Source organism: Nitrosospira sp. Is2 (genome assembly GCF_033095785.1).
Lineage (GTDB): Bacteria > Pseudomonadota > Gammaproteobacteria > Burkholderiales > Nitrosomonadaceae > Nitrosospira.
In genome coordinates this window covers 676,040-699,056 of sequence record NZ_CP137134.1, presented here as the reverse complement: position 1 = coordinate 699,056, position 23,017 = coordinate 676,040, and the positions used below count along the sequence as shown (strand labels likewise).

The 23,017-nt window shown below is 53.6% G+C and carries 19 protein-coding genes and 1 tRNA gene; 10 read left to right on the top strand and 10 right to left on the bottom strand.

The window, feature by feature from the left end; translation table 11 throughout:
* Positions 1–132: 132 nt before the first annotated feature.
* A complete protein-coding gene (metG, locus tag R5L00_RS03115) occupies positions 133–2,322 on the bottom strand; it encodes a methionine--tRNA ligase (RefSeq protein WP_317653319.1) in 2,190 nt (729 codons plus the stop codon).
* Between the two features lie 581 nt (positions 2,323–2,903).
* On the opposite strand from metG, the gene apbC reads away from it, so the two are divergent.
* From apbC to R5L00_RS03100, 3 genes are all read left to right on the top strand, one after another.
* Positions 2,904–3,992, top strand: a complete 1,089-nt coding sequence (gene apbC / locus R5L00_RS03110) for an iron-sulfur cluster carrier protein ApbC (RefSeq protein WP_107692790.1) — start codon at positions 2,904–2,906, stop codon at positions 3,990–3,992.
* Between the two features lie 211 nt (positions 3,993–4,203).
* Positions 4,204–4,770 (top strand): dCTP deaminase, encoded by a 567-nt coding sequence (dcd, locus tag R5L00_RS03105; protein ID WP_107692313.1) that lies wholly within the window; start codon positions 4,204–4,206, stop codon positions 4,768–4,770.
* 502 nt (positions 4,771–5,272) lie between these two features.
* A complete protein-coding gene (locus R5L00_RS03100; protein ID WP_317653317.1) occupies positions 5,273–6,448 on the top strand; it encodes a type III PLP-dependent enzyme in 1,176 nt (391 codons plus the stop codon).
* A 2-nt stretch (positions 6,449–6,450) separates the two neighbouring features.
* Here the strand turns inward: R5L00_RS03100 and R5L00_RS03095 are convergent, their stop codons facing one another.
* Positions 6,451–7,065, bottom strand: a complete 615-nt coding sequence (locus R5L00_RS03095; RefSeq protein ID WP_317653315.1) for a dihydrofolate reductase — start codon at positions 7,063–7,065, stop codon at positions 6,451–6,453.
* Entirely contained in the window at positions 7,062–7,856 is a 795-nt protein-coding gene (locus R5L00_RS03090; RefSeq protein WP_107692316.1) for a thymidylate synthase, read from the bottom strand. The genes R5L00_RS03095 and R5L00_RS03090 overlap by 4 nt, the downstream gene beginning before the upstream one ends.
* An 86-nt stretch (positions 7,857–7,942) precedes the next feature.
* On the opposite strand from R5L00_RS03090, the gene R5L00_RS03085 reads away from it, so the two are divergent.
* Positions 7,943–9,427: a leucyl aminopeptidase family protein gene (locus tag R5L00_RS03085; RefSeq protein WP_317653314.1), complete on the top strand. Its 1,485-nt coding sequence runs from the start codon at positions 7,943–7,945 to the stop codon at positions 9,425–9,427.
* A 30-nt stretch (positions 9,428–9,457) separates the two neighbouring features.
* On the opposite strand, the gene R5L00_RS03080 is transcribed toward R5L00_RS03085, so the two are convergent.
* Positions 9,458–10,459, bottom strand: a complete 1,002-nt coding sequence (locus tag R5L00_RS03080; RefSeq protein WP_107692318.1) for a zinc-dependent alcohol dehydrogenase family protein — start codon at positions 10,457–10,459, stop codon at positions 9,458–9,460.
* Positions 10,456–10,644, bottom strand: coding sequence for a hypothetical protein (locus tag R5L00_RS03075; protein ID WP_317653313.1), 189 nt, complete (start codon positions 10,642–10,644; stop codon positions 10,456–10,458). The genes R5L00_RS03080 and R5L00_RS03075 overlap by 4 nt, the downstream gene beginning before the upstream one ends.
* 91 nt (positions 10,645–10,735) lie before the next feature.
* Between R5L00_RS03075 and aroC the strand changes: the two genes are divergently transcribed.
* Positions 10,736–11,911: a chorismate synthase gene (gene aroC / locus R5L00_RS03070; RefSeq protein WP_317653312.1), complete on the top strand. Its 1,176-nt coding sequence runs from the start codon at positions 10,736–10,738 to the stop codon at positions 11,909–11,911.
* A 97-nt stretch (positions 11,912–12,008) separates the two neighbouring features.
* Here the strand turns inward: aroC and R5L00_RS03065 are convergent, their stop codons facing one another.
* The 5 genes from R5L00_RS03065 to R5L00_RS03045 form a co-directional block, all read right to left on the bottom strand.
* Positions 12,009–14,924, bottom strand: a complete 2,916-nt coding sequence (locus R5L00_RS03065; protein ID WP_317653311.1) for an EAL domain-containing protein — start codon at positions 14,922–14,924, stop codon at positions 12,009–12,011.
* Between the two features lie 8 nt (positions 14,925–14,932).
* Entirely contained in the window at positions 14,933–16,273 is a 1,341-nt protein-coding gene (locus R5L00_RS03060) for a porin (RefSeq protein WP_317653310.1), read from the bottom strand.
* Positions 16,254–16,703 carry a hypothetical protein gene (locus R5L00_RS03055; protein WP_317653309.1) on the bottom strand — a complete coding sequence of 150 codons (450 nt, stop codon included), beginning with the start codon at positions 16,701–16,703 and terminating at the stop codon, positions 16,254–16,256. The genes R5L00_RS03060 and R5L00_RS03055 overlap by 20 nt, the downstream gene beginning before the upstream one ends.
* Positions 16,704–16,840: 137 nt before the next feature.
* Complete coding sequence (locus R5L00_RS03050) at positions 16,841–17,626, bottom strand: PEP-CTERM/exosortase system-associated acyltransferase (protein ID WP_107692322.1); 786 nt, start codon at positions 17,624–17,626, stop codon at positions 16,841–16,843.
* Between the two features lie 959 nt (positions 17,627–18,585).
* A tRNA-Leu gene (locus R5L00_RS03045) sits at positions 18,586–18,672 on the bottom strand.
* 71 nt (positions 18,673–18,743) lie between these two features.
* Between R5L00_RS03045 and rnr the strand changes: the two genes are divergently transcribed.
* The 5 genes from rnr to rpsR all read left to right on the top strand — a co-directional run bounded on the left by rnr (position 18,744) and on the right by rpsR (position 23,006).
* The gene (gene rnr, locus R5L00_RS03040) at positions 18,744–20,921 is read left to right on the top strand and encodes a ribonuclease R (RefSeq protein ID WP_317653307.1); all 2,178 of its coding nucleotides are present in this window, start codon (positions 18,744–18,746) and stop codon (positions 20,919–20,921) included.
* Positions 20,922–21,000: 79 nt separating this feature from the next.
* Positions 21,001–21,741, top strand: coding sequence for a 23S rRNA (guanosine(2251)-2'-O)-methyltransferase RlmB (rlmB, locus tag R5L00_RS03035; RefSeq protein WP_317653306.1), 741 nt, complete (start codon positions 21,001–21,003; stop codon positions 21,739–21,741).
* Between the two features lie 262 nt (positions 21,742–22,003).
* Positions 22,004–22,381, top strand: coding sequence for a 30S ribosomal protein S6 (gene rpsF, locus R5L00_RS03030; RefSeq protein ID WP_317653305.1), 378 nt, complete (start codon positions 22,004–22,006; stop codon positions 22,379–22,381).
* A gap of 62 nt (positions 22,382–22,443) precedes the next feature.
* On the top strand, positions 22,444–22,689 hold the full coding sequence (gene priB / locus R5L00_RS03025) for a primosomal replication protein N (protein WP_317653303.1): 246 nt from the start codon (positions 22,444–22,446) through the stop codon (positions 22,687–22,689).
* Positions 22,690–22,721: 32 nt separating this feature from the next.
* The gene (gene rpsR, locus R5L00_RS03020; RefSeq protein WP_107692327.1) at positions 22,722–23,006 is read left to right on the top strand and encodes a 30S ribosomal protein S18; all 285 of its coding nucleotides are present in this window, start codon (positions 22,722–22,724) and stop codon (positions 23,004–23,006) included.
* Positions 23,007–23,017: the final 11 nt, after the last annotated feature.

Sequence of the window (23,017 nt, the reverse complement as noted above, 5' to 3'; positions counted from 1 at the left end):
CATCCCGATATTCCAGAGTTTTAAGGTTTTTGCGAGGATCACCGGTTACCGAAATAGTATCGGCGGCGCATCCCTCTGGATGAGTGCCCACCGGTGAAACCCGTATCTCTTGTTTGTTATCTGTTCATACACCTATTTCACTTTCATTCCTGGCCGTGCCCCGGCATCGGGGGCCAGCAGATAAGGCCCGTCCCCGTCGCCCGCCGCCAGCACCATCCCCTCCGATACGCCAAACTTCATCTTGCGAGGCGCAAGGTTGGCAACCATTACCGTCAACCGTCCTTTAAGCTGCTCCGGGTCATACGCGGATTTTATCCCCGCGAACACGGTACGCGGTTCCGAGCCAATGTCGAGCGTGAGCCTGAGTAGTTTGTCCGCACCCTGGACGTGCTCCGCATTGGTAATTTTTGCCACGCGGAGATCGACTCTACTGAAATCGTCAATGGATATGGTTGCGGCAACCGGGGCGGTCGCATGTTGTTGCGCCTCCGCATGGCGCACCGGGGAGTGGGTATCTGCGGCAGGCGGGGAAACTGTTTTATTGGCTTCGATCATGGCGTCAATTTGCTTTTGCTCAATGCGTGTCATCAGGTGTTTGTAAGGGTGAATGTCATGGGCCAGCAGCAGCTTCCGCGCGTCGGGCCATTGCAGTGGGGGAATATTAAGAAAACTTTCAACATTGTCAGCAAGGCGCGGCAGGACGGGCTTGAGATACAGGGTGAGCAAGCGGAACAGGTTGAGCGAGACGGTACAAACCTCATGCAGCTTTGTTCTTGACGACGCCTCGTCCTGTTTCGCGAGCTCCCATGGTTTCATGTCATTGACATACTGATTGGCTTCATCGGCCAGTCCCATAATGGCTTTTACCGCTTTCAAATACTCGCGTTTCTCGTAGAAGCTCGCGATTTGCTCCGCGGCGCCCTGCGTTTTCATTATCAGCGCGGATTCGTCCCAGTTCGGTTTATCCGAAGATTGCTGGAAATTTTCTGCCGATTGGAACTCCTTCGTTTTTATACTGGAAAACGGTTCACCATTGTTTGCAGACGCAGACGAGCCTTCCAGGGTGACCGTGGGAATGCTATCGGACAATTTCCCATCAAAACGTTTGGTGATAAATCCCGCGCACCGGCTTGCGATATTTACGTATTTTCCGACCAGATCGCTGTTCACCCGCATCAGGAAATCTTCCAGGTTTAGGTCGACATCCTCCATCGTGCCGTTTAACTTGGTGGCGTAGTAGTAGCGTAGCCATTCCGGATCAAGTCCCTGCCTCAGATAACTCTCAGCAGTAAGGAACGTGCCGCGCGATTTACTCATTTTTTCGCCATTCACGGTTAAAAAACCATGGGCAAAAATTTTGGTTGGCGTGCGGTACCCCGCATTGTGCAGCATGGCCGGCCAAAACAGCGCATGAAAATAAAGTATGTCTTTCCCAATAAAGTGATAAAGCTCGGTAGCCGAATCCTTCTTCCAGAAATCGTCGAAATCGATGCTACCGCGGTCACATAGGTTCTTGAAGCTGCCGATGTAGCCTATCGGTGCGTCCAGCCACACATAAAAATATTTTCCCGGCACATCCGGAATTTCAAAACCAAAGTAGGGCGCATCGCGCGAGATGTCCCAGTCGGCGAGCTTATTTTCTCCTGGAGCGCCCAGCCACTCGTGCATTTTATTCGCGGCCTCCGGTTGTAGCGTTCCGGAGGTCGTCCACTTGCGCAGAAAGTCCACACAGCGCGGGTCCGAGAGTTTGAAAAAGAAATGCTCGGTGGTTTTTTTTACGGGGACTGCGCCTGATACTGCGGAGTACGGATTCCTCAATTCGGTCGGCGTATAGGCCGCGCCACATACTTCACAGTTATCGCCGTACTGATCTTTCGCGCCGCATTTCGGGCACTCACCCTTGATGAACCGGTCCGGCAGGAACATGTGCTTGACCGGATCGTAGAGTTGCTCGATGGCGCGGGCGACGATCAGTCCGGCGGACTTGAGCTTCGTATAAATACCCTCGGAATACTGGCGAGTTTCAGGCGAGTGGGTGGTGTAATAATTGTCGAATTCGACATGAAAACCGCTGAAGTCGCGCAAATGCTCGCGATGAACCCGCGCGATCAGGGCTTCGGGCGTAATGCCTTCTTTTTCCGCGCGAAGCATGATCGGCGTGCCGTGCGTGTCATCGGCGCATACGTAATACACCTCATGCCCCTGCATTTTCTGGAAACGAACCCAGATATCCGTTTGAACATACTCAACCAGATGGCCAAGGTGAATGCTGCCGTTAGCGTACGGCAGAGCGGAGGTGATCAGGATTTTTCGCTTGTTCATCAATTGCCTATGAAAATGGATCAGGGTGGATTGTAGCAAACTGCGACGGGACGGTCATTTGAACTCGCGAGATCCCGTTCTCGGCAACGAGAAATCAGTCAGAATGTCGCATTGCCGTAACCATACCCATACCGCGTGACCGGGCATAGCCGGTCCGTGAACTTTAACGAATGTTCCAAGGAGCTACTGCACAAGTCCTCGGCGCGCGAGGGCGATGCCTTGCCAGATGAGTGCGTCAAAGGCGACGATGCGAATGCACTCCCTTGGTCGGGAGCATGACAAAGCAGACCGCCGCGCAAAGCCGCGTCCCTTCGGATTGCGTAAAAATCCAGCACGAAAGGCGTTGCAGCCGCTCTCCTTCGCCTTAAACCAGGAGACACAGCTGCCGCCTGCGCAGGACGTGGGGCGCCTCGTGATTTCCCCATTTTGCCAGCAACGCGTCTCCGCGAAGGATTTGTCCCGAGGTTCCCTAACCACGGCCCCGCAGATTTCCCGGAACAGTGTTACCTTACAAGACTCTTGTACGTGATATTTGTTAATATTCGGGGTTGTTTGTGCTCGCAATAAGGAGAATGCAGAAAGTGGCCATCACGGAACAGCAGGTACAGTCCGCGCTCAGGGAGATTATCGATCTCAGCACGGGCAGGGATTATGTGACCAGCAATGAAGCACGCAACATTAAGATCGAGGGCAATGACGTATCGCTCGACATAGTGCTGGGGTACCCGGCAAAAAGCGTCATAGCCAGTATTCGCCAGCAGGTGGTCGATAAGCTCAAAAGCATACCGGGGATCGGGGGGGTGCAGGCGAACATCACGAGCAAGATTGCTCCCCATAGCGTGCAACGTGGGGTCAAGCTTATTCCCGGCGTGAAGAATATCATTGCGGTCGCATCGGGCAAGGGCGGAGTCGGTAAATCCGCCACGGCGGTTAATCTGGCATTGGCGCTGGTGGCCGAGGGTGCGCGGGTCGGCCTGTTGGATGCGGACATTTATGGCCCGTCACAACCGCAGATGCTGGGCCTTATGGGGCGTCCCGAATCGCCGGATGGTAAGAGCATGCTGCCGATGATGGCGCATGGCCTTCAGGCCATGTCCATCGGTTTCCTGATCGATGCGGAGACGCCAATGGTATGGCGTGGGCCGATGGTTACTCAGGCATTGCAACAGTTGTTGAATGATACGCGTTGGGACGACGTAGATTACCTTATTGTTGATATGCCCCCGGGAACGGGCGATATTCAATTAACGCTTGCGCAGAAAGTGCCGGTTACTGGCGCCGTTATTGTTACCACCCCCCAGGATATCGCCCTGCTTGACGCTCGCAAGGGTCTGAAGATGTTCGAGAAGGTTGGTATTCCGATACTGGGTATTGTCGAGAACATGAGTACACACGTCTGCTCGCGATGCGGACACGAGGAACATATCTTCGGCGCGGGCGGGGGTGAAAAGATGTGCAAGGACTATGAAGTGGAGTTCCTGGGCGCGTTGCCACTTGATATCAGAATCCGCGAACACACGGACTCCGGGACCCCCACCGTGGTGGCGGAGCCAGACGGGCGCATCGCAGAGATTTATCGGGGTATTGCGCGCCGCCTCGCGGTAAAGGTTGATGAAATGGCGCTTGATCATTCGGCGTTGTTGGCCAAGATCGTTATTGAGGACACGTGAGGTCTCGACGTGGTAGAGCGCGGGCAGGACGTTGTCTACGTGCAGCGCGGCCTCGAAAGAGCAGGCGTCGAGTAGCCAAGATCGGTTTTATCGAAGGGGACGTCCTGACCCCGTTTTATTCCCGTCAGCAGTGCCATTCGTTGCGCAACCAAAATCGCGATGCCAGGCGAGACCGGCCCGCAAACGTTTCCCACATACCATTACTATCGAGATGACTATAAAGTCGGACAAATGGATACGCCGCATGGCGGCCGAGCATCGCATGATCGAGCCCTTCGAATCCAGCCAGATCAGGTATGCGAACGGCCAAAAGATCGTTTCGTACGGAACCTCCAGTTACGGCTACGACATCCGCTGCTCGGATGAATTCAAGCTATTCACGAATATAAATTCCGCGATTGTCGATCCCAAGAATTTCGATTCGAACTCGTTTGTCGACGTAAAGGGCGACGTTTGCCTCATTCCCCCTAATTCTTTCGCTCTTGCGCGCACTGTCGAGTATTTTCGCATTCCGCGAAATATCCTGACGATCTGCCTCGGAAAATCCACTTATGCCCGTTGTGGGATCATAGTCAATGTCACGCCTTTCGAGCCGGAGTGGGAAGGGTTTGTAACCTTGGAGTTTTCAAATACCACGCCGTTGCCGGCGAAGATTTATGCCAATGAGGGAGTGGCTCAGGTGATTTTCTTTGAGTCCGATGAAGTGTGCGAAACCTCCTACAAGGATCGGGGCGGGAAATACCAGGGGCAACATGGGGTAACTTTGCCGAAAATCTGATTTCTTTTGGCTGAAGTACTTTGGTCTGGACTACGAGCCGCTGCCTATCCCTGTCCATAAAGCGGCCACACCGGGCATGCATGAACGTGCCTTTCCACTGCTCCCATTTTAGCGTTGGACCGCCGATCCGCAATCTTCGTCAGTGCCTGAAATAGCGAAGGGCTTTGGGTCTCCAAAATAACTACACGTTATAATTGTTACTTCGCTTTTTGCCCCAATATCTTTCACTAGCGTGAGTGGTTTCGCGGCGTTGGCGCCCCCAGCAAGGCTGATGGCCTCGTGCGCGCCGTGAGCGAACTGTGAAGGAGTTGTAAATTTTTAACACCCTGCAAAAAACGCTTGATTTCAGCGTAGTGCGGTCTATAATCCGCTTATTTTTTTACCCCGGATTCCCGTTGAACAACAGGAGGTCATCATGACAAGCAAAGCAAACTATTTCATCTCGGCTGATCTGGTAAATATCCATATTCCCGTCACGTAGCCTCGCAAAAAGGACACTCTCATGCAAATGCGTACCGCCGCTCTGCGTCAGGAAGTAGAGCTCGAAGAAGTATTCGACACCCATCCCGAAGTCAGCCTGGATTTTGAGCATGTCCAGGCAGCCCTTAAAAAGGGCTACAGTAAGCCGTTTTTGCTGGTCGACAGCGACATCATCCGTAATAAAGCCCGAAGGTTCAAAGCCGCCATGCCGCAGGTACAACCCCATTACGCGGTCAAGGCGAACCCGGATCCCCGCGTACTCAAAACCATGATTGAAGAAGGCGTGGGATTCGAGATTGCGTCGATCTCGGAGCTGGACCTCCTGCTTGGCCTGGGCGTTCCTGCGGCTGACATTTATTACAGCAACCCGATGAAGTCGCGCGCCTATCTGGAGTATGCCGCAGCCAAGGGGGTCGAATGGTATGTGCTCGATAGTGTCGAGGAACTGCGCAAGATTGCAAGTGTCAAGGCGGACGCGAAGTTATACCTGCGGATAGACACTCCTAACATTGGGAGCGACTGGCCGTTGGCGGGAAAATTCGGCACCCATGCCGCGGAGATCAAAGAGATTATTAATGAAGCGGCCGCGATAAAAGCTGATCTTGCCGGCGTTACTTTCCACGTGGGTTCGCAGTGCCGCAATCCGCAGAACTGGCGAGTCGGTATCGAGCGGGCGAAGAAGGTTTTTGCCGACATGCGGCAGGTGGGCCTGAATCCGCGCCTGCTTAATATCGGTGGTGGCTATCCAGTGCGTCACGTCAAGCCCATCCCGTCGATAGAAGTTATAGGCGAGGTGGTGAACGCGGCGATTGCGGACTTGCCGAGGGATATCCGCATTATGGCCGAGCCGGGACGCTACCTCGTCTCAGATGCAGCCTATTTCGTCTGTCGCGTGGTGGGTACCGCAACCCGCAATGGCAAGCGCTGGATGTACTGGGACGCAGGCATGTTCGGGGGCGTTATCGAAGTAACCGAAGGGCTGCGTTATGAAATCCTTTCCGACCGCCAAGGACAGGATATTCCCTGGGCCATTGCAGGGCCGACATGTGATTCGGTGGACATTCTCATGCGGGACGAAATGCTGCCGGAAGATATTCAGGAAGGGGATTTTATTTACATTCCCAATGCGGGCGCGTACACCACCGCTTACGCCAGCAACTTCAACGGCTTCCCGTTACCGGATGTAGTCGTTTTGTAGCTTCAAGGCAGTGGCGGCGTAAGAGAGAGTTTGGACGGTCGGGATAACGGGGGCTCAGATGGGCTCTCGTTTTTTTTGTCGCTTTTCCGGTCAAGCACCAAAAAATGGTAGTCTAAACCGCCGCCGTCCCCTTCACCGTCCCATCGACATCTCTCGCGTGACGTTTCTATCCATTCCTCCATATTGAATTCGGGAAACAGAACATCCCCTTCGAAGTCCGCCTGGATCTCCGTAATATAAATCCTGTCGCATAATGGCAGGGCTTGGCGGAAGATTTCCGCTCCACCGATAACGAAAGCTTCCCCCTCTGCCATTGAACCGGCGTTGGCGTGTTCCTGGGCTTTACCGCCGCCCGCATGTAACGCTTGGGCTAGCGAATCAACTACGATGGCGCCGGGCACCTCGTAATCCGCTTGTCGGGTGATAATAATACTGATACGCCCGGGTAGCGGCCTGCCAATCGACTCGTATGTTTTGCGTCCCATAATGATGGGGTGACCCATCGTGAGCAACTTGAAACGTTTCAGATCAGGCGGCAAATGCCACGGCAACGCATTGTTAGAGCCGATAACGCGATTCCTGGCCATCGCCACCAGTGCGGAGACGCGCGGTTTCATACCGCAACCGGGGCCTTGATGGCGGGATAGGGGTCGTAGCCTTCCAGCACAAAATCCTCATACGTGAAATCGAAAACACTTCGGACCGACCGATTCAATTTCATCACTGGCAGCTTTTTCGGTTCACGGCCGAGCTGTTCCCTTGCTTGCGTCAGATGATTGAGGTAGAGGTGCGCATCACCGAGGGTGTGCACGAAATCTCCAGGCTCCAGGTCGCAGCTCTGCGCCACCATCAACGTGAGCAGAGCATAGGAAGCGATATTGAACGGAACACCGAGAAATATATCGGCGCTGCGCTGATAAAGCTGGCACGACAGCTTGCCATCGGCTACGTAAAACTGAAACAGCGCATGACACGGCGCCAGTTTCATCTTGTCGAGTTCACCTACATTCCAGGATGAAACCACCATGCGCCGCGAATCAGGCGTACTCCTGATCTGCTCGATTACATGCTCGATCTGGTCAATGGAGGTGCCATCCGGGGCAGGCCAGCAGCGCAATTGACGGCCGTATATTGGGCCGAGGTCACCGTTTTCATCAGCCCACTCATCCCAGATGGTCACGCCGTGGTCGTGCAGGTATTTGACGTTGGTATCTCCCCTCAAAAACCATAACAGTTCGTGAATGATGGATTTGAGATGGCACTTCTTGGTGGTGACCAAGGGAAAACCCTCTGACAGGTCGAAACGCATTTGGTGACCGAATACCGAAAGTGTACCGGTGCCGGTGCGGTCGGACTTTTTGTGCCCATGGTCGAGCACATGCCGCATGAGGTCGAGATATTGGCGCATGGCAGGAAGCTACAAAAGCGCTTTAAGGGATAGAATCGAGCTTGGAACAACGAGCTATAATAGCTTATTTTTGAGGCCCGTCGCCAATGCTCGCTTCGCTGACGCAAATCGCTTCCCCCATCAGTTCATCCATCAAGGCAACGCACATCCTGGTCGCGCTTCCGCAGCAGCCTGCGGCATCGGGTAAGGCAGCGGCCAAGCCGGGAGAAAGCCTGGATTTTTTAGGTAATAGTGTACTTGAAGCGCTATTGTCGCGCCGCAAGATGGAGTTTGACCAAATTGGCGAAACACCGGTGTCCGCAAACCTCCCGAGCGGCGCTTTATGCGTCTGGGTAGCAGTGGATCTGGGCAAGTCTTCCTTCGAGCAGCAGACGCGAATGCGAAAAGCAGTGCAGCTGTTAATTGAGGAAAGCCCGGCTGAAATCAACGTGGCCGTATATGGTAATGACCAGCAGAAGGCGGCCCTGGCGCAACTTGCGGTCTACGTGGCATGGATCAACGGCGTGCCCTTGCCTTCACGAAAAACTGGTAAAAAAGACACCGACAAGCAACCGCTGGGAAACATCACCCTGCACGGATACCACGCAGAGGCACCTGCACTGCTGCGCGCCAAAGCGGAGGGAAATTTCCTTACGCGCGAACTTACGGTGCTCCCGCCTAACGAGCTGACCCCAGCGCTGTATCGCGACCTTCTCAAGCAACTCGCCGAGGCCGAACACTGGAAATATGAAGAATTCGATTTGAAAAAACTGCGCGAGATGGGCGCGGGCGCCTTTGTCGCGGTGGCCCAAGGCAGCGACCAGGAGGACGCCGCGATAGTGCATTTGCAGCGACGGGTAGAAAACTCGCGCAAAACCGTGGCCCTGGTGGGTAAAGGCATCTGTTTTGATACCGGAGGCCATAACCTGAAACCAGCTCGATACATGCAGGGTATGCACGAGGACATGAATGGTTCCGCTGTTGCTGTGGGGATATTGCTGGCTGCGACGCGGGCCGACCTGCCGGTAAATATCGATTGCTGGCTTGCAATTGCCCAAAATCACATCAGCCCGCGCGCGTATAAGCAGAATGACGTCATAACAGCGCTGAATGGCTCGACTATCGAGATCGTCCATACCGATGCCGAAGGGCGGCTGGTGCTGGCGGACACCCTGTCGTTGGCTGGCAAACAAAACCCCGATGTGATATTCGATTTCGCCACGCTGACCGGAAGCATGCACGTCGCGCTGGGATCACGTTACAGCGGTATTTTCAGTAACCGCGAAGAACTGTCCGAAAGGGCTCTGGCCGCGGGACGATTAAGTGGCGAGCGCATTTGGGCATTTCCTATGGATGCGGATTACGAAACAGAGCTGGAAAGCAAGATCGCAGACGTCAAGCAGTGCACCCTGGAGGGCGAGGCGGATCATATTCTCGCTGCGCGCTTCCTGAGCCGATTCGTCGGGGATACTCCCTGGTTGCACATGGATCTCTCCGGCAGCAATAACAAGGGCGGATTGGGCGCCGTGAGTACTGATGTCACAGGGTTTGGAGTGGCTTGGGGAGTTGAAATGTTGCAGGACTCTGAATAAGCCCCGGACGATAGGATGTGCTAGTCGTTGCTACGATATTTGCAGCACAATCTTGCCCATGGCGTGACCCGCCTCGATTATGCGGTGCGCATCGGCGGCTTGTTCCAGCGGGAGGACCTCGCTGATGTGGACCTTGAGCGCGCCCTGTTCGAATAAGATCGCGCAATGTTCAAGTATGCGCGTCTGTACGAGACGCGCCGAATGCAGACCGAAATAAAGCGGAGCCGCGACTTGCACATAACCGATGCTCAGGTTGCGGAGCCGCGCGGTATTGGTGTGCGCCATTTCACACGTTGTCGAGAGTAGCGTTACCATGCGACCGTAAAGCCGGGTTGCGCCAAACGACTTGCAAAAGGTTTGGCTCCCAACCGTATCCATGACCAGTCTTACGCCTTCCCCATGCGTCCAGTTGGTTGCCGCTTCGACGAAATCCTCCCTGGTGTAGTCGATCGTCCGTTCTGCGCCTAGCGCCTGGGCGAACCGAGCCTTCTCAGGACTGGAAATGGTCGTGGCGACAGGCGCATTCAGGTAATGTGCAAGCTGAATTGCGATGTGGCCGACGCCACCTGCGCCCGCGTGAATCAGCGTGGATTCTCCTTCACCCAAATGGCCTCGATTGACGAGTGCTTCCCAGGCTGTAAGTACCGGGACGGGTAAAGCGGCAGCTTCGAGCATGGAAAGGTTTTTAGGTTTGAATGCGAGATAATCTTCCTGCACCACCGAATACTCCGCGTAGGCACCGGCTGGCCCACCTAAACCGTTGTTGAAGAAATAGACTTCATCTCCAGGCCGCACGCGCGTAACTGAACTGCCAACCCTTTCCACAACCCCGGCGCCGTCGCAGCCCAGAATTGAAGGCAATTTATCCGGGTAGTACATATTAGCTTTCCGTACCTTGGTGTCGATGGGATTAACGCCAGCCGCATGCAGCTTCACCAGCACACTGTACGGCCCGGTCAGGACGGGGGCAGGGATATCGGCGGGAGTCAGCACATCCGGACCACCCGCCGCGTTCATTACGACAGCTCTCATGACTTTATCAAGCGTTTTTTCCGGAAGTAGCGCACAAATCGCTGCCAGCGGCCGACCGTTTCAGTAGAGTTGTTCAGTGTACGGTCCAGCTGGTCGCGAGCTGTACTCAGCTTTACCTGCTCGTGAATCTGGCGCAGGGTCAAACCGCCAGGCCCTTTTAATTTGTCAGGATCGGGTTCTTCCATGGCCTTAGTTGATGAGGCTAAATAGTGGACCTAAAGTGGACCAAGTGAGATATGTTAAACTTCGAGGCTTGTTTTTGCGAGAACAACAAAAATGTCCGGCAATACTTTCGGCAAGATTTTTTGCGTCACGTCTTTTGGGGAATCCCATGGCCCGGCTATCGGCTGTGTCGTGGATGGCTGTCCTCCGGGGCTGGGATTATCCGCTGAAGATATCCAGCGCGATCTGGATCGCCGCAAGCCGGGTACTTCCCGGCACGTGACCCAGCGGCGGGAGTCCGATACCGTGGAAATTCTTTCGGGAGTGTTTGAGGGAAAGACTACGGGAACACCCATTGCGCTACTGATTCGTAATGAAGATCAGCGGAGCAAGGATTACAGTAAAATCATGGACACTTTTCGGCCCGGACACGCGGATTATGTCTACTGGCAAAAATATGGAATACGTGATTACCGGGGCGGTGGCCGCTCTTCCGCGCGTGAAACCGCCGTACGCGTAGCGGCTGCCGCCATTGCCCGAAAATGGCTGCGTGAGAAATATGGTTTGGAAATACGCGGCTTCATGGCCCAACTCGGGCCGGTGCAAGTTCCGTTCAAACAGTGGGACGCCGTTGATCAGAATCCATTTTTTGCCGCTGACCCCGATTTGGTCCCGAATCTCGAAGCATTCATGGATTCGCTGCGTAAATCCGGCGACTCGGTCGGCGCGAGAATCTGCGTGGTGGCCGAAGGCGTGCCGGTTGGGTGGGGTGAGCCAGTATATGATCGGCTGGATGCGGAAATTGCCTATGCGATGATGAGCATCAATGCGGTCAAGGGCGTAGAAATAGGCGCAGGGTTCTCGGCGGTGGCTCAGCGAGGTACGGAGCATTCCGACGAGATGACGCCGGAGGGATTCCTGAGCAACAACGCGGGCGGTATATTGGGCGGTATTTCGACCGGTCAGGATATCGTCGTGAATATTGCCATTAAGCCGACTTCCAGCATCCGTCTCGGGAGACGCTCAATAGATAAGACTGGTCAGCCGGTGATAGTGAAGACCCACGGCAGACACGACCCTTGCGTGGGCATCCGCGCTACCCCGATCGCCGAAGCGATGCTGGCGATGGTGCTGATGGATCATGCACTGCGCCATCGTGCACAAAATGCCGACGTCGTGTGTTCCACGCCAAAAATTTCCGGAAGAAGCGTTCAGCACGATGTTGCGGCTTTGCATGGCAAGGTAGAACCAGGCAACGCGGTGGACGATACCGATCCTGATGAGCCGTGAACCTCACGTTCACGCATAGCCGGCCGACACCGAACTATGCCTGAGATGCGTGCTCCAATAAAGACTCTCGCCCCCGGCCACCGGTAACTGTGAGGTTTTAAGTCTCCAAGAAGTCTTTGAACGGGGACTCATGGGCTGGGGCGGGCGTCCCGATCAGAAAACCTTGAGCATAGTCGATTTCCATTTTCTCAAGCACTGCAAGAGTCGCTGCCGTCTCTACGAACTCTGCCGTCGTTTTCTTCCCGAATCCCCTCGCCACCTCACATAACGCTTTGACCAGGATCTGGTCATCGGGGCTCTCGGCCAGGTTTCTGATAAAGGAACCGTCTATCTTTACCACGTCGATTGGCAGTTGTCGTATGTAATAGAACGACGAAAAACCCACTCCAAAATCATCCAGCGTGAAACTGCAACCGAGCATTTTGATCGTTTCCATCAACGTGCGGGCAGCGGATAGATCTTCCAGCGCCGCCGTCTCGGTAATCTCGAACATGAAGCTGGAAGGATCCGCGTCATATCGAGCGAACGTTTCCTTCAGGATCGGTAACAGTTCGGGATCATGAAATGCATGAGCGGATAAGTTTATGGAGAAACGAATGGAATGACCCCGGCGTCTGATTTCCGCGGATTTCGCGATGGCTTTCCTCAACACCATATGATCAATGGCGTGAATAAGACCGGTCTGCTCTGCAGCGGGTATAAAAAAGTGAGGAACCAGTATTGTTCCATCATCGTCCAGCATACGCAGCAACACTTCGTAATGATCGATAGTTTTGTCCGCGATATGCATGATGGGTTGGTAATAGAACAGGAACCGGTCGTGCAGAAGGGCATGCTCGATCTTTTCTTTCCAATAAACCAGGGTGTGCATGCGTTCCCTGGTTTTCTCCTCATCGGAAAACAGATGCCAGCTGCCACGCCCGGCTTCCTTTGCCTGATACATGGCCAGATCTGCTGCCGCCAAGAGATCATGAACATTGTTTCCATGCTCGGGGAAAAGTGCGATGCCAACGCTGGCCGAAGCGGTATGAGTTCGCCCGTTCACCATGATCCTTCCCTGGTTCAGGCAGGCAAGCGCGTTTTTTGCTACTTCTATCGCTCCCTCCGTGGTGGTCTGGGGCAGGATTACCGCAAATTCATCGCCTCCCAGCCGCCCCAGTATGTCCACGCTGCGAATACTGCCCAACAGCATACGGGCAACCATCTTCAGGAGGGCGTCGCCGGCCTGATGGCCGCTGGTATCGTTGATGTATTTGAACTGGTCCAGATCGAAGAATAGCAATGCGCCCGAATGTTTATAGCGCGCGGCCAGATTCAGCATCTGTTCCAGCTCTTCCTGAAAGCGGCGCCGATTGAACAAATCGGTTAACGGATCGTGATCGGCGAGCCAGGCCAGCCTGCCTTGCGTACGCTTGTGTTCGGTCATATCCAGACCGACTGATAACAGCGCGGGGTCATCAGCAGCATGTCTGGTCAGCCGGGAATGCAGCCACAGGATGTGCCGGAGCGATGCATCCTTGCACAAAATATTGGCTTCATGGCGCAATTGGTCGCGCCGCGCGGAACGCACCTCCTCAAGACGCGCAGGCAGATCTTGCGAGTCTCCGTCCAGGGCCAGCATGTCGATGAATGGCTTTCCCTGAAGTTCGCCTTCCGAAAACTGGATAAGCATTTCTCCATGGGCATTCAGCGTGAGAATCTGTCCATTAGCGTTTTGAGTCATTACGATTACCTGCGCGATATCGAGCAAATTCGTAATGAAATCCCTTTCTTTGCTCAATTCATCCATTTTCCGCGCCAGAATACGGGTCCGGTCGGCGACCTGCTCTTCAAGTTTTTCAAGCTGATGAGAAAGCGCGACCGCGGTTTCGTCGAGCATGTCGATTTCATCCTTCAGCCATTGTTTCTGGCCTGCGTAACGCAGTGAGGCGCGGAAGTCCTGGAAGCTGCTTCGGGCTAGCAGCGGCAGCGTGAATACGATGTGTTTGAGCCGCGACAGGGGCTTCGTGAGGATGACAAACAGCAGGATCTCGGACAGCACGAGCCCCACGATGCCCACGATAATGTTCTGCTGCGTCGAATTCTGGATGGTGCGAACAGTGGAAGTGGTATCGGTGATAACGATCAACTGAGCCTTATCCGAGGGATTTATTCTATCCAGAGCGAGCAGTTGCAGGTGCTGGTAGCGATTGCCCCAGAACCCCTGTACGCCATTTTCAAGGCTACTGAAATCCGGATATTGCTCCGCGACCGTATTGAGAATCAGCTTATTTTTTTCGCTGCTGGTGAGTGCGGCGACGCGCACCTTCCATTTTGAAATTCTTGAATCGTGACTGCTGGATGAATCGCCCGATTCTTTGATCAGCAGACCGATGTCGGCCCCCGAAATATTCTTGAAGCCCAAAATCGCATCCACGAGTGGAGTGCCGATCACCACGACGCCGACTTTGTTTCCCTCAACCAGCAGGGGTGCTACCGCGAATTGAGTGCAGTTTTTCTTGCAACGCAGCGGGTTGATCGGCTGTTCTCGCGAATTGACCTCGCGAACCCAGTCCAACATCAAGCCTTCTTGAGTATCCTTTTCGAAACTACCCCAGCTAGCCAGCAGCTGATGCGAATTATCATAAAAACGCATTAGTTCTATGCCCTCGCTAAGCTGCAGCAATGCCCAATACGGGTCGAACGTTTCAGTAATGCTTGTTCCGTTGCCCTCAAGCAGATCCGCACTCATCCCTTCCATAAAAGGAATCAGTTCTGCCAGTTGATGCAGATTTCTGGCGACCTGATCTATGAGGCCTTCGACTTCGCTCGCATAACGCTGATGTTGTGCGTCTCTCTGGCTTTCAAAATCATCCATCAAGCTCAGGTAGGTAATGCCCGTGAATGAAACGACGATGGCGATCAGGATCAGGCTGGTTAGCAACAACACCTTCCATTTCAGGCCCAGGAAGCGGCGGCCAAGACCAACGGTGCCGTCCAGCTGAACCAAGCCTTTGTTGAGATTCTGTCGCATCCTGCTCGCTAGAACCGGTAGGAACCGAGAATTGAGAAGAGGTCCCACTCTTGCTGCGGCACTAGGTGACTCGGACGAGTTTGACTATTATCGAGAGGCGAGAGCCAGCCCGTACCGTCGACGCGGTGATATTCCGCGCGCAGCATGAACTGCGGGGTAACATTCCAGCGGATACCCACTGCGATATCCTTCGCGAAGCGGCTATGCCCGGCAGCACCAGTCGTGGCGGCCCATTTTTTTCCGCTACGGTCGTCCCTGTTTGCATAGTAAACATCATACCGAGCGAAAGCTTCCCAAGCGGGGGTAAAGCGATAGACCCCCTGGAAATAGTAACTCTCTCCGGTGTAATTCAGGGTATCTAGCAACCCACTGGACTTAACCAAGGAATTGGTGAAATTCTTGAATTCGAGGTGGCGGATTGCATATTCGGATGTGAGGCTCCAGCGCTCCGCGTTATACTGGGCCGAGAAGATCAGCGGCGTGAATTGAAAAGAACCCGCGCTAAGATCAGCTTTCCCGATTTCGGGGCTGTAATTAATGTTCAGCTGTGACGCGCTGAATGCAAGGCGAATTCTTCCCTCATCGAGTTCGTACATTACGCGACTGGTATACAGCACGTTCGGCGTAAAGTGCCCTGGTAAGCGAGCCCAGGTTTCACCGAGCAAGGCCACTTCTGTTTCCGCGCCCCGGACCAATGGACGTACTACCCCGGCCTGGAACGAGATGTCTCCCAAATCGGTACGGTATTCGCCGTACAGGTGCACCCCGTCCGCGGCAAGCGCAAGCTTGCGAGTGCGATCGAAGTAGATGGACTGGGGCAAAAGAATGCTAGGGCGCGTAAACGCGACGTCGCGAGTATCATTATATAAGCCAAGAGGGGTCTTCATTCTGCCCAGACGTATTCCCAATTTACTGGTTTCGCCCGTGAAATACGTATAGTCAATGAACCCATAATCCAGCCGAATGTTGCCGGGACTGCCTTCCCCTGCTGTGCGTGACATCATCTGCGCGGAAAACTGGAGATTGGTCAGCGGCCGCATGGAAGCATTCAGGCCCAGTTCCCGGAAGTCGAAGCTGCCGCTATCGGATGAGCTTTTTCCAAACACATTATTGTTGCCTGAACTCATTAGCCACCCCTGGCTTGCAAAGCCATGTATTTGCAGGTTGTGAGGCAGCGGTGGCATCTCGGGCAGCTTGGGCAGCTTAGGCAACTTTATTTCTGATAGCTTCGGCAGTTCAGGCAGCTTGTCCGCTTGGGCAGGGCAACCCCATAGTAAGGCCGGCAGGACTATCAATCTGATAGCCCATGTCACGTGGTGGCGAATGGGGTTATTTGATCTGGAGTACATTGACTCTACCATCCATCCTGGATTTAGTTAAATAACCGATCGCTCCAGGCGTACTCGCCACCTTGGCTAGCATTTCTTCTGGTGAATGAACTGTCTCGGGCGCTTGGCCCGTACCGGAAAATACCAATCGATCCCATGCCGAGCGAAGCTGATAGGGAAAAACGTTCAGCTTTTCCTTCGAAAATGCCGCGTGAAGTGGAGCATCATCGGGCATCACAAATACTCTTATCGCAGTGCCGTCCGGCCAGGTATGAAGCCGCATCCCAAAGATAGCGCGCAGGGAAGTCTTGGGCAGCGTTTTCTCACTAACGGTAGCGTTGGTTATTACCTCGTAAGATTCCGTGGCGTTGGCAAAGCCTGCCCCGAATAGTGAGGCACTCAGCAGGTATGCAAACAGGACAACACGCGCCACGTTTATTTTAATTATCACGATCTATAGTCATGCGGGGTAACCACTAAGCCTGGGATGGGGCAGAGCGGCGGATAAGATACTGGCGGATAAGATGCTGACAGGCGTGGATTGTCAGATGGAATGGGCAGCGCATCGGTCGGCGCAGCGCTTTCATTTCAGTGATTTGAAAGGACGGGGATAGCGGATGCCGGACCTGGCGCCGCTGGGTCACCCATAGGTCTGACTCTGCCGTAATCGGTTAGCAGCTCCCAGATCTGTTTGTGGGTTTCGTACATTCGATCAAGCATGCTCATCACGTCTACATGATAGGGGCGGCGCTGTCCGTGATGTTCCGTTATAGGTCCGATAGGGTCGTGTTGAAGTCCATAGAGACCTAATAACCTATTCAATGCTGGGTCCATAATCGAAACCCAATGGGTAACATTGTGTTCAGCAGACATACTTATGAGGCCAACCACAAGCGCCAGCATGGGATGGGGGAAACGCCGGAGTTTCCTGATTCCGCTTTCTTCAACAACGATTTTCCGTTCAAAATTTCCGTTGTCTTCCCGCCGCTGACGGAACCGCCGCATGATTAGTAAGCGTGATACTTCAGCTGTATGCTGTCGAGGCAAGGTGCTGAGATCAAAGAGTAGCGGATCAAGCTGGGTATGCAGTTCGAGTGGCAATAATTTTTTCGGATGAGCCGGATCTGAAAGTATCAGTCGTGCTGTACCTACAAAACCGCCAGATGGGCGGTGCAGAAGAAGCACATGAGATGAATGGTCGTCATAAATATCGCGTTCGCACTGGTCCGGATAGCGCGAGGCGTCGAATCCTGGCACACGCTGCTCGAGACATAACACCTGATATCGCAAACGGAATACTTCATGCTGCAATTCCTTGCTATTGGCAGGGATCACTTCGAAGTATTCATGGAAGGCAGCCACAATGTCATTCATTTGGATGAGCTAAAATAACTTTAATTGAAATTAAGAAATTTTGAAATCGCTTCCTTTAAAACCGCACTGAATTCAGGCCGTCTGATCCATTCCGGTAGATTTTCTTCTGAGGAGCGATTGTGATTGTTTAAGGTGAAGCTTACAGCGGCGGATTTATTAACCTGCCATAGACGGACGCACAACCGCCGGGCAGGGAAACAATTTCGCTTATCCAAAAGTGTGGAAGCAGCAGGTTTATCGCATTACTCCTTTATAAAGAACGTGAAAAATTCTCTCTGCCGTTACTATTGCAACCAAAAACTATCGTATAGGTTGAGGCTTTAACGGCAGTAATTTGCCGCGCTTTATTTTCACTATGACCTTCTGAAAAGACGTTGCCTTCCTTAAGTATAAAAAGACTGTCAGCATGTTTCGCAGCTCAAACCCAAGCTTGCCGGGAAAGGGAAATTACCAACGTTCGAAATTTTAAAATTCTTATTTCGGCTCAGAATCTACGTCGCCACGAGGCGAAAAAAATTAATATTTCATTTCCTGTGTGAGGGCGCATACACGTAGAGCCGTTTCAACCGCAATATCGTTGATTTACGTGAAAGAGTGCGTTATAAGACAACGGATTGGGTTTTACGAATAGCTGTAAGATTTTACAGCTAGCTATTACACGAGCGACCGCGAGTGGTAACTGTGGCTGATTCAGGAGATTAATCCTTCTTTTTGGCGTCGTTTCCCCTGAGAGCAGCCTTTTGAACTGAATGACAACGATGCATTCGTGTCCGCGCGTGTGCGATCTCGGCAGCTTTTTGAAATACAACTCGCGTCGCCTTTAGTGTTTCGAACGGGAACGCCCGTGCCGCCTGTTATAATCCGGTTATTAGATCGGTGCGCGCGGTCCAACTGCCGAAAACTGTGCAGATTTAATTAACCAGAATGATGGACGCTGCGATTTGACGGGAAATAACGAATGGTGCCCAGAAGAGGACTCGAACCTCCACAGTGTTGCCACCGCTAGGACCTGAACCTAGTGCGTCTACCAATTCCGCCATCTGGGCAATGCTTCCACCTGTCCGGCTAGAGGGACAGAGGCACGGACAGACGCGCAATTTTATAGGAAACCATTGCTTTGTCAATCAAGAAAAGACGCAACCTTCGTGCGCTGGACCCTCATCTTCAACGGGAGAAAGAGCGCTATGGACACGCGTTGCCGAGTCGCGAGTTCATGCTGCAAATCCTGGAAGAGCAGGGTGTTCCGGTAAATGAAAAAGCGTTGCGCAGCCTTCTCGAAATTATCGAGGAAGAAGAAGAAATATTCGGTCGCCGGGTTTCCGCAATGTTACGCGAGGGTCAGATCATGCGTAACCGCAAGGGAGACATCTGCGTTGTCGAGAAGCTCGATCTTATCAAGGGAAGGGTACAGGGTCACGCAGATGGTTTTGGCTTCCTGATACCCGATGATGCGAGTCCGGATTTGTTTTTAAGTGCGAAAGAAATGCATAAGGCGCTGCACGGGGACCGGGTTATGGTGCGCGAGATTGGCGTAGACCGGCGAGGACGCAGGGAAGCCGCCATTGTGGAGGTGCTCGAGCGCGCGGTGACGCAATTGGTCGGGCGATTGCACGCCGATCACGGCATTTTGTTCGTGGAGGCGGAGAATAAGCGTATCAGTCAGGATATTCTGATACCTCCGGAAGAATCTACGGGAGCCAAGGCAGGTCAGGTAGTGATTGTCGAAATCATCCAGCAGCCCAGCAAACATGCTCAACCCATCGGTCGTATTGTCGAGGTCCTGGGTGAGTATACGGCTCCCGGAATGGAGATCGAAATTGCGGTGCGTAAATACGATCTGCCTTACCAGTTTCCCACCCAGGTCAAAAAGCTTTCCGACAAATTTCCCCACAAGGTCACGGAAGGTGAGTTGACAGGTCGAGAGGATCTTCGCCATCTGCCTCTGGTCACTATCGACGGTGAAACTGCTCGCGACTTTGACGACGCAGTGTATTGCGAACGCGACGGAAAGGGATATAAGTTGTACGTCGCGATCGCGGATGTCAGTCATTATGTGCAAACACGCGACGCGCTCGATCAGGAAGCGTTCAATCGTGGGAATTCGGTTTACTTCCCGCGACGTGTTATCCCGATGCTGCCGGAAGTGCTTTCGAACGGCTTATGTTCCCTTAACCCGCAAGTTGAGCGTTTATGCATGGTGTGTGAGATGAATATCGACCCCCTTGGCGACTTCGGTGGGTATCGTTTTTATCCGGCGGTAATGTTTTCCCACGCGCGGCTTACCTATACCAAAGTGGCGGCGATGCTGGAAGATCCCAAGGGGGAGGATGCCACGCAGCATAATAAGCTCCTGCCCCATATTCAGTTACTCCATAAGCTATTCAAGATATTACTGAAGGCGCGCGGGAAGCGGGGCGCAATCGATTTTGAAACCATCGAAACTCAGATGGTTTTTAATGACCAAGGTAAAATCGAGCGCATTCTCCCGGTAAAGCGCAACGATGCCCATCGTCTGATTGAAGAATGCATGCTCGCGGCAAACGTATGCGCTTCCGATTTTTTGCAAAAGCACAAACAGCCGACCCTCTACCGCATCCATGAAGGTCCCACACCGGAAAAGCTGGTGGCCCTGCGCGACTTTCTTAAGGAATTCGGGGTGCAGCTGAGGGGTGGCGACGAACCCCAGGCCAAGGATTATGCAAAAACTTTAACCAAGATCAAGGACAGGCCCGATGCGCAGCTCTTGCAAACAGTAATGCTGCGGTCGTTACGTCAAGCGGTTTACAGTCCGGATAACGTAGGTCACTTTGGGCTCGCCTATGAATCCTATACCCACTTCACATCGCCGATCCGGCGTTATCCCGACCTCCTGGTGCATCGTGCCATCAAGGCAGTGCTGAACGGAACTGTCTATACTCCCGGCAACTGGCATGAATTGGGCGAGCATTGCTCGCTAACCGAGCGGCGCGCCGATGATGCCAGCCGCGATGTGGAGTCATGGCTCAAGTGTTTTTACATGCAGGATAAAGTCGGCGAATGTTTTGATGGCGTCATCAGCGGGGTCACTGGCTTCGGGCTTTTCGTAGCGCTTGACGGCATTTATGTGGAAGGGTTGGTGCATATTTCAGAGTTGCCCAGCGATTATTTTCATTTCGATCCCGGTAAGCACATGTTGCTGGGAGAGCGCACCGGCAAGCGCTACCGCCTTGGGGACCGGCTTAGAGTCGAAGTGGCAAGGGTGGATCTGGAAACGAGCAAGATTGATTTTGTTTTGACTAACAATTGCGATTCATGAGCTTAAATCGAGCCGCTTTGCGGCCATGAACAGAAGCTTGCGCTCGTCCGCTACTAATCTTTAATGACCCAGTTCGCCGATGTCCACCAATCGTCTGATGTTCGGTTTCCACGCGATTACGAGCCGGGTGCGGCAGAATCCCGCCAGCGTCAAGGAAATTTTTCTTGACAGTAGTCGGCGCGACCCGCGCGCTCGCGATCTGGCGCTGCTCGCCGAGAATAGCGGCATCAAACTAATATCGTGCGATAGCAGCAGACTGGCAGGAATGGCCCAAGGCGTCCGCCATCAGGGTGTAGCAGCGTCGATAGACCCCACGCGCAGCCACATCGATGTCGAAGACGTGCTCGATACGCTTGCTGAGCCCGCGCTTCTGCTGGTGCTCGACGGGATACAGGACCCGCATAATCTGGGTGCCTGCCTGCGCGTTTCGGACGCGTTTGGTGTCCACGCGGTGATCGCGCCCAAGGATCGTGCGGTCGGGCTAACGGCCACGGTATTTAAGGTCGCGAGCGGAGCAGCGGATGCCGTTCCCTATATTTCCGTTACCAATCTTGCGCGTACGTTGCGGGGATTGAAGCAGCGCGGTATTTCGATAGTCGGCGCCACGGCTGACGTGGACAGCGACCTCAATACTGTCGAGCTGGATGGGCCCATCGCGTGGGTTCTGGGCGCCGAAGGGAAAGGGATGCGGCGCCTGACGCGGGAAACTTGTGACCGGCTTGTTTCCATCCCCATGCTGGGTAGCGTGGAGAGCCTCAACGTTTCGGTCAGCGCTGGCATCTGTTTGTTTGAGACGCGCCGACAGCGCAGCAAGGGTTGATAGATTTCCCTTTTATCGTGCAGCCTGGCCTTCATGCAAGCGCTTTTCGATTGATATTTCCTTGCTGGTTCAGTATAGTACCCGCCTCTTCAACCTAATCCGGTAGTTGCAGTAAGCTCACTCGAAAAGCAAAAGGTGACGCGGCCGACTAAATGTCGGGTCGTACCGCCAAGCTGAGAATGAGCGGCCAATGCTGGGCCTGGGTTTAACCCTTGCCTCACCGTTCCCGCATGACGGGAGGCTTTTCCCGTAAGGAGAATATATGCGCCATTATGAAATCGTTTTCATTGTTCATCCCGACCAGAGCGAGCAGGTGCCCGCGATGGTCGAGCGATACCGCGGCATCGTCATCGCCAGAAATGGCAGCGTTCATCGCCTCGAAGACTGGGGACGCCGCCAGCTCAGCTACCTGATCCAGAAGGTTCATAAAGCGCATTATGTGCTGATGAATATCGAATGCGATCAGGAAACGCTGGACGAACTGGATCATTCATTCAAGTTCAACGACGCGATACTGCGTCATCTTACGATTAAGATGGATGGGCCGATCACAGCACCCTCGCCCATGATGCGCGAAGAAAAGCCGAGGCCGGCCGCCGCTCCTGCGGAGGACGCCAAAGAGACCACGCTCGCGACATAGTCCGGCACTAATTGCACTGTAACCAGACGGTCATTTGCGGCAGGGTCATCGAAACTGGCAGCTTGCGCTATACACCAGCGGGGATAGCGGTGACGGAATTCAAGATCGGCCACGCCTCACGTCAAATTGAGGCGGGTAAGCCGCGCAAGGTGGAATGCGAAATTCCCGTCGTGGCGCTGGCGCAATCGTTAGAGACCGTGGCGGCGATCACACCTGGAACCATGGTGAAGGTCGCCGGTTTTCTGGCAAAAAAAAGCCGCATGAGCTTGCAGCTGGTGTTGCATGCGAGCAAAATCGATTTTATTTAATTTAATCATATTCGAGAGAAACAGGAAAAATCATGGCTCGGTTTACGACAAAACGTAAAGATGGCAAGGACAAGGATAAGGATAAAAAAGCAAGCCGTCCGCTGTTTAAGCGCAGAAAATTCTGCCGCTTTACCGCTGAGGGCATCCAGACGGTTGATTACAAGGACGTCGACTTGTTGAAAGATTTCATCAATGAAAATGGCAGGATTATTCCTGCCCGCATTACCGGTACCAAGTCGCGTTATCAGCGCCAGTTGGGTATTGCCGTGGAGCGTGCACGCTTTCTTGCATTGCTTCCTTACACTGACTTGCACTAAGGAGCGGATAA